Here is a 6803-nt window from a genome sequence, read left to right on the forward strand (position 1 = left end):
GGCCGGATGCACGTCGCGGGGGTTGAGGTCGATTGGCGGGCGTTTTTCGAGGGGCGTGGTGCGCGTCGGGTGGATCTGCCGACGTATGCCTTCCAGCGTGAGCGGTATTGGCTGGACACTCCGCTCGGCGAGCTCGACGCCCCCGTTACCGAGGAACCGTTCACATGGCGGGACCACATGCTTGCCCTCTCCGACGAGGCCGAGCAGCGCGATGCCGCACAGGAACTCGTCCGCAGGCACACGGCACTCGTACTCGGCCACACCAGCCCCGCAGCGATCGGTACGGCCCGGGCGTTCAAGGAACTGGGCTTCGACTCGCTCACCGCCGTGGAACTCCGCAATCAGCTGAATGTCGCCGCCGGGCTGCGACTGCCCGGCACCGTCCTCTTCGATCACCCGACGCCCGCCGCGCTCGCCGACCACATCCGCTCGTCCGTCATGGACCTCGGAACCGATCGCACCCCCTTGCCGGCGTCGCCGCGGCACGCCGCCGAGGACGACCCGATCGCCATCGTCGCGATGAGCTGCCGGCTTCCGGGCGGCGTACGGACACCGGAGGACCTGTGGGAGGTGGTCGCCGGCGGTCGGGACGTCATTGCCGGATTCCCCACCGAGCGCGGCTGGGACCTGGAGGACCTGTACGACCCCGACCCGGCCGAGCAGGGCAAGAGCTACGTCAGGGAGGGCGGCTTCCTCTACGACGCGGGCCGCTTCGACCCCACCTTCTTCGGCATCAGCCCCCGCGAGGCACAGGCGATGGACCCCCAGCAGCGTCTGCTGCTCGAAACGTCCTGGGAGGTTCTGGAACGCGCCGGGATCCGGCCGGGTGCGCTCAAGGGAAGCCGTTCCGGGGTGTTCGTCGGCGCCATGCCCCAGAACTACGGACCCCGTATGGAGGAGCCGTCGGAGGGCCACGAGGGCTACCTGCTGACCGGCAGCACGACCAGCGTCCTCTCCGGACGCATCTCCTACACCTTGGGCCTCGAAGGCCCCGCCGTCTCGGTGGACACCGCGTGCTCGGCCTCGCTGACAGCCATCCACCTGGCGATCCAGTCGCTGCGCCGCGGCGAGTGCTCCCTGGCACTGGCCGGTGGCGTCACGGTGATGTCCAGTCCCGGCATCTTCGTCGAACTGAGCCGGCAGAAGGCGCTGTCCCCCGACGGCCGGTGCAAGGCATTCTCCGACCGGGCGGACGGCACCGGCTGGGGCGAGGGCGTCGGCATGATCCTCCTGGAGCGGCTGTCGGACGCCCGGCGCAACGGCCACCAGGTGCTTGCAGTGGTCCGGGGTTCGGCCGTCAACCAGGACGGCGCCAGCAATGGGCTGACCGCCCCGCACGGCCCCTCGCAGCAGCGGGTGATCCAGGCGGCGCTCGCGGACGCGGGGCTGTCCCCACGGGACGTGGACGCGGTCGAGGCGCACGGAACGGGCACCGCACTCGGCGATCCGATCGAGGCCGGGGCGCTGCTCGCGACCTATGGGCAGGACCGGGGCGACAACGATCCGCTGTGGCTCGGTTCGCTGAAATCCAACTTCGGTCACCCCCAGGCGGCAGCCGGTGTGGCCGGCGTCATCAAAATGGTGATGGCCATCCGAAATGGCCTGCTGCCGCAGACCCTGCACGTCAACGAGCCGTCCGGGCATGTCGACTGGGAATCGGGTGCGGTGCGGTTGCTGACCGACCCGATGCCGTGGCCGTCGACCGGGCGGGTGAGGCGCGCCGGCGTCTCCTCTTTCGGAATCAGTGGCACCAATGCCCACGTCATCCTTGAGCAGGCCCCGGAGGAGCCCGCCGCTTCCCCGGCGGAGGTGGGCGGGAGCGCGCACTCCGCTGTGGACGACGCCGGAACCCCGGAACCGGAGGGGCCGGGCTCCTCCTCCGCTCTCCCCGGCCCCCTCCTCTGGACGATCTCCGGCAGGACGGAGGAGGCGCTGCAGGCGCAAGCCGAGCGGCTTGGTGAGCACCTGGCCGCCCACCCCGATGCCGGTCTCGCCGACGTCGGGTACTCCCTCGCCACCACGCGTACCGCCTTCGGCCACCGTGCGGCGGTCGTCGCGGATGATCGTGAAGGGTTCCTCCAAGGGATCACTGCGCTCGCGAACGGCGGTACCGCCCCCAACCTGGTGCAGGCCGCGAGCGGTGACGCGCGCAACGCCGCCCTCGTCTTCCCCGGGCAGGGCTCGCAATGGCTCGGCATGGCACAGGAGCTCTGGCAGGACTCCCCGGTCTTCGCGGCACAGCTGCGGGCGTGCGCCGATGCCCTGCGGCCGTTCCTCGACTGGTCGTTGTTGGATGTGCTGCTCGGCGAGCCGGACGCGCCCTCGCTGGACCGTATCGACGTGATCCAGCCCGCGCTGTTCTCGGTGATGGTGTCGCTCGCCGCCGTGTGGCAGTCGTACGGGATCAAGCCCGCGGCGGTGATCGGCCACTCCCAGGGTGAGATCGCCGGAGCATACGTCGCCGGCGGCCTGACGCTTGAGGACGCGGCCCACATTGTGGCCCTGCGCAGCCGTCTGTGGGCGGAACTCGACGGTAAGGGCGGCATGATGGCGGTCTCGCTGCCCGCCGACGAAGCTCGCGAGCGCCTTGAGCGCTGGGGCGACCGGCTGTCCATCGCAGCCGTGAACGGTCCGAGGACGGTGACCGTTTCCGGAGAACCCGCGGCCCTCGAGGAGCTGTTGGCCGAGCTGGAGGCCGAGGGCGTCCGGGCCCGGCGGGTCCGCGGCGTCGACACGGCGGGCCATTCCGCCCAGGTGGAGGTGCTCCGCGAGCGCATGCTGGTGGGCCTGCGGACGGTGTCCCCGCTGGCGTCCCGGATCCCGTTCTACTCCACGGTGAACGGCGGGCGGCTGGACACTCGTCAGCTGGACACGGAGTACTGGTACCGGAACATCCGCGAGACGGTCCAATTCGAAGCGGCCGGAAGGGCCTTGCTGGCTTCCGGCTGCACCGGGTTCATCGAGTGCAGCCCTCATCCGGTGCTGTCGACCGCCCTGCAGGAGACGGCCGAGGACGCAGGGGCCGATATCGCCGTCGTGGGATCGCTGCGCCGCCAGGAAGGTGGCGCACAGCGCCTCCTCACCTCACTCGCGGAAGCTGCGGTCCGAGGGATCGAGCCGGACTGGGAGGCGGTTTTCGCCGGGCACGACGCACGGCGCGTGGCACTTCCGACCTATGCCTTCCAGCGTGAGCTGTACTGGCTGTCCGGCTCCGCCCCGGCCGCTGACGTGACGGCGGCCGGTCTGGCCCCGGCCGGCCACCCGCTCCTCGGCGCCTCGACTGCCCTGGCCGGCTCGGACAGCTACCTGTTCACCGGCCGCCTGGCCCTCCAGACGCATCCCTGGCTCGCCCACCACACCGTGCTGGGCACGCCGGTGCTGCCCGGCAGTGCCTTCATCGAACTCGCCTTCCGCGCCGGGGACCACGTCGGGTACGAGCGGATCGAGGAGCTGATCATCGAAGCGCCGTTGCCCCTGCCCGCGCAGGGCGCGGTGGTCATCCAGGTGCGGCTCGGCGCGGCCGAGGACGACCGCAGGACGCTGGAGGTGTTCGCTCGGGCGGAGCACGCCGGGCCGGACGCGCCCTGGCAGCGCCACGCCAGGGCTGTCCTGACGTCCGGCGGCACCGCTGCGTCGTTCGACCTTGCGGCATGGCCCCCGGCCGGCGCGGTTCCCGTGGAAGATGCCGGCGCGGACGGGGTCGTCGCCCTGTGGCGTCTCGGCGCAGAGCTCTTCGCTGAGGTCCGCCTCAACGAGGACACCACGAGCGAGGCCGGACTGTTCGGCCTGCACCCAGCTCTGCTGGAAGCCGTTCTGCACAGGACGGATGCGGCCGGCCACGGAAACGCCGCGGAGGGCGAGGACGCCGACGCCCGGCTGGCGTTCGCATGGAAGGGCGTCGCGCTCCACGCGACCGGAGCGTCCGGGCTGCGCGTGCGGCTGACGCCCACCGGCCCCGACGGGGTGTCCGTCGAGGCCGCCGATCCGAGCGGCCACCCCGTGGCGACCGTTGACGAGGTGGCCCTGCGTCCGGCACGCCCCGAGGACCTCCAGGGCGGTCGCGTCGCGTTCCACGAGTCACTGCTACGCGTCACATGGAACCCCGCGCCGACCGCACCCGCGCCCGGGCCCCGCCGATGGGCCGTGCTCGGCGACGACACCCTCGGACTCCGTACCGGACTCCACCTTCCGGCCTTCGCCATGGAAGCCGACCCGGGCGACGCGCCGGATGCCGTGCTGGTGTCCTGCACGATGCCCGACGCCACCGTTGTGGAGACGGCGGACGGCGTCCGGGACGCCGTGCACGGGGCGCTGTCCCTCGTGCAGCGGTGGCTCTCCGAGGAACGCTTCGCCGCCACACGGCTGGTGTTCGTGACCCGGGGCGCGATCGCGACCGGGCCTGAATGGGACGTCCCCGACCTGGCCCACGCCGCCCTGTGGGGCCTGATCCGCTCCGCGCAGACGGAAGAGCCGGACCGGTTCGTCCTGGTGGACCTCGACACGGACCCTCACTCGCTGCGTGCGCTCCCAGCCGCGCTGGACTCCGGCGAGCCGCAGACCGCCGTACGCGCCGGCGCCGTGCTCGTGCCCCGGCTCGCCCGCGTGCCGGACGGCGCCCCCGCCGGCCCGCCGCCCTTCGACCCGGACGGCACCGTACTGATCACCGGCGGGACCGGCACGCTGGGCGCCCTGGCAGCTCGCCATGCTGTGGCCGAGTACGGCGTACGGCACTTGCTGCTGGTCGGACGCCGCGGGCTCGCCGCGGTGGGCGCGGAGGAGCTGCGGTCCGAGCTGATCGAGGCCGGCGCTACCGTCATGGTCGCCGCGTGCGACGTCGCGGACCGCGAGGCCCTCTCCGGGCTGCTGGCCCGGGTGCCGGCCGAGCACCCGCTGTCCGGCGTGATCCACACCGCCGGAGTCCTCGATGACGGCGTCCTCGCCGCCCTGACCCCGGAGCGGGTCGACGAGGTGCTGCGGCCCAAGGTGGATGCGGCGGTCAACCTGCACGAGCTGACCGCGGACCTGGACCTCGCCGCATTCGTGCTGTACTCCTCCGTCGTCGCCACCATCGGCGGCGCCGGTCAGGCGAACTACGCCGCGGCGAACGCCTTCCTGGACGCGCTGGCCCAGCACCGCCGTTCGCGCGGTCTGGCCGGCCAGTCCCTGGCCTGGGGGCTATGGGACCAGCGCAGCGCCATGAGCGTCCACCTGGACGACACCGATGTGCGACGCATGGCGCGGTCCGGCGTCGCCGCCATGCCCTCCGCGGAGGGCATGGCCCTCTTCGACACCGCCCTCACGGTGGGCGATGCCGCGCTGGTACCGGCCCGCCTCGACCTGGCGGCTGTCCGGGCGCAGGCCGACTCCCGGCCCGTACCGCACCTGTTCCGCGGCCTGATACGCACTACGCACCGGCGGGCGGCGCGGGGCCTCACCGACTCCGGTGCGACCTCGCTGGGACAGCGACTGGCACGACTGCGCGACCAGGAGCGGGGACCGCTCCTGCTGGATCTGGTCCGCTCGCACGCCGCGGCCGTACTCGGGCACGCCTCCCCGGAAGCGATCACTCCGACCCGGGCGTTCCGTGAGGTCGGCTTCGACTCGCTGACCGCGGTGGAGCTCCGCAACAGGCTGAACGGCGCCACCGGTCTGCGGTTGCCGACCAGTCTGCTCTTCGACCACCCGACCCCCGCGGCGCTCGCCGGATACCTCAAGACCGCCGCGCTGGGGGAGCCGGGAGCCGCCACGGCGCCCGTCCCGGCGACCGTGACGGCACCGGACGACGACCCGATCGTGATCGTCGGAATGAGCTGCCGCCTCCCCGGAGGGGTGCGCAGCCCGGAGGACCTGTGGTCGCTGGTCGCCGGCGGCAGCGACGTGATCTCCGCCTTCCCCGCCGACCGGAACTGGAATGTCGAGGAGCTCTACGACCCGAACCCCGACCAGCGGGGCAAGACCTACGCGAAGGAAGGAGGCTTCCTCTACGACGCGTACGACTTCGACCCGGAGTTCTTCGGCATCTCGCCGCGTGAGGCACTCGCCATGGACCCCCAGCAGCGGCTGCTGCTGGAGACCTCCTGGGAGGTCGTGGAGCGCGCGGGCATCGACCCGTCCACGCGCCGCGGAACGCCGACCGGCGTGTTCATCGGCACCAACGGACAGGACTACGCCGCACACCTGCGGCAACTGCCCGAAGACCTCGAGGGCTACCTGCTGACCGGAAAGGCGGCCAGCGTGGTGTCTGGTCGCATCGCCTACGCCATGGGCCTGGAGGGCCCGGCCCTCACGGTCGACACGGCTTGCTCGTCGTCGCTGGTGGCCCTGCATCTGGCCGCGGAGTCGCTGCGCCGTGGCGAGTGCTCGATGGCGCTGGCCGGCGGCGTGACCGTGATGTCCACCCCCAGCCTCTTCATCGAGTTCAGTCGGCAGCGGGGGCTGGCCCGTGACAGCCGTTCCAAGGCGTTCTCCGCAGCCGCCGACGGGACGAGCTGGGCCGAAGGCGCGGGAATGCTGCTGTTGGAGCGGTTGTCGGACGCGCGGCGTAACGGCCACCAGGTCTTGGCGGTGGTGCGGGGTTCGGCGATCAATCAGGACGGCGCGAGTAACGGTCTGAGTGCGCCGAACGGGCCTTCGCAACAGCGGGTGATCCGGGCGGCGTTGGACTCCGCCGGGCTCTCGGCGGCGGATGTGGATGTGGTGGAGGCACATGGGACGGGGACGTCGCTGGGCGATCCGATCGAGGCGGGTGCGTTGCTGGCGACGTATGGGCAGGGGCGTTCGGTGGAGCGGCCGCTGTGGTTGGG

The 6803-nt window shown here is 72.1% G+C and carries 1 protein-coding gene; it reads left to right on the top strand.

The window, feature by feature from the left end; all coding sequences use genetic code 11:
• Positions 1-69: 69 nt before the first annotated feature.
• Positions 70-6803: SDR family NAD(P)-dependent oxidoreductase (locus ACH4FH_RS38690; RefSeq protein WP_398560670.1), on the top strand; the 6734-nt coding region annotated here is incomplete at its 3' end.

Source organism: Streptomyces sp. NPDC017993 (assembly GCF_044328065.1).
GTDB lineage: Bacteria > Actinomycetota > Actinomycetes > Streptomycetales > Streptomycetaceae > Streptomyces.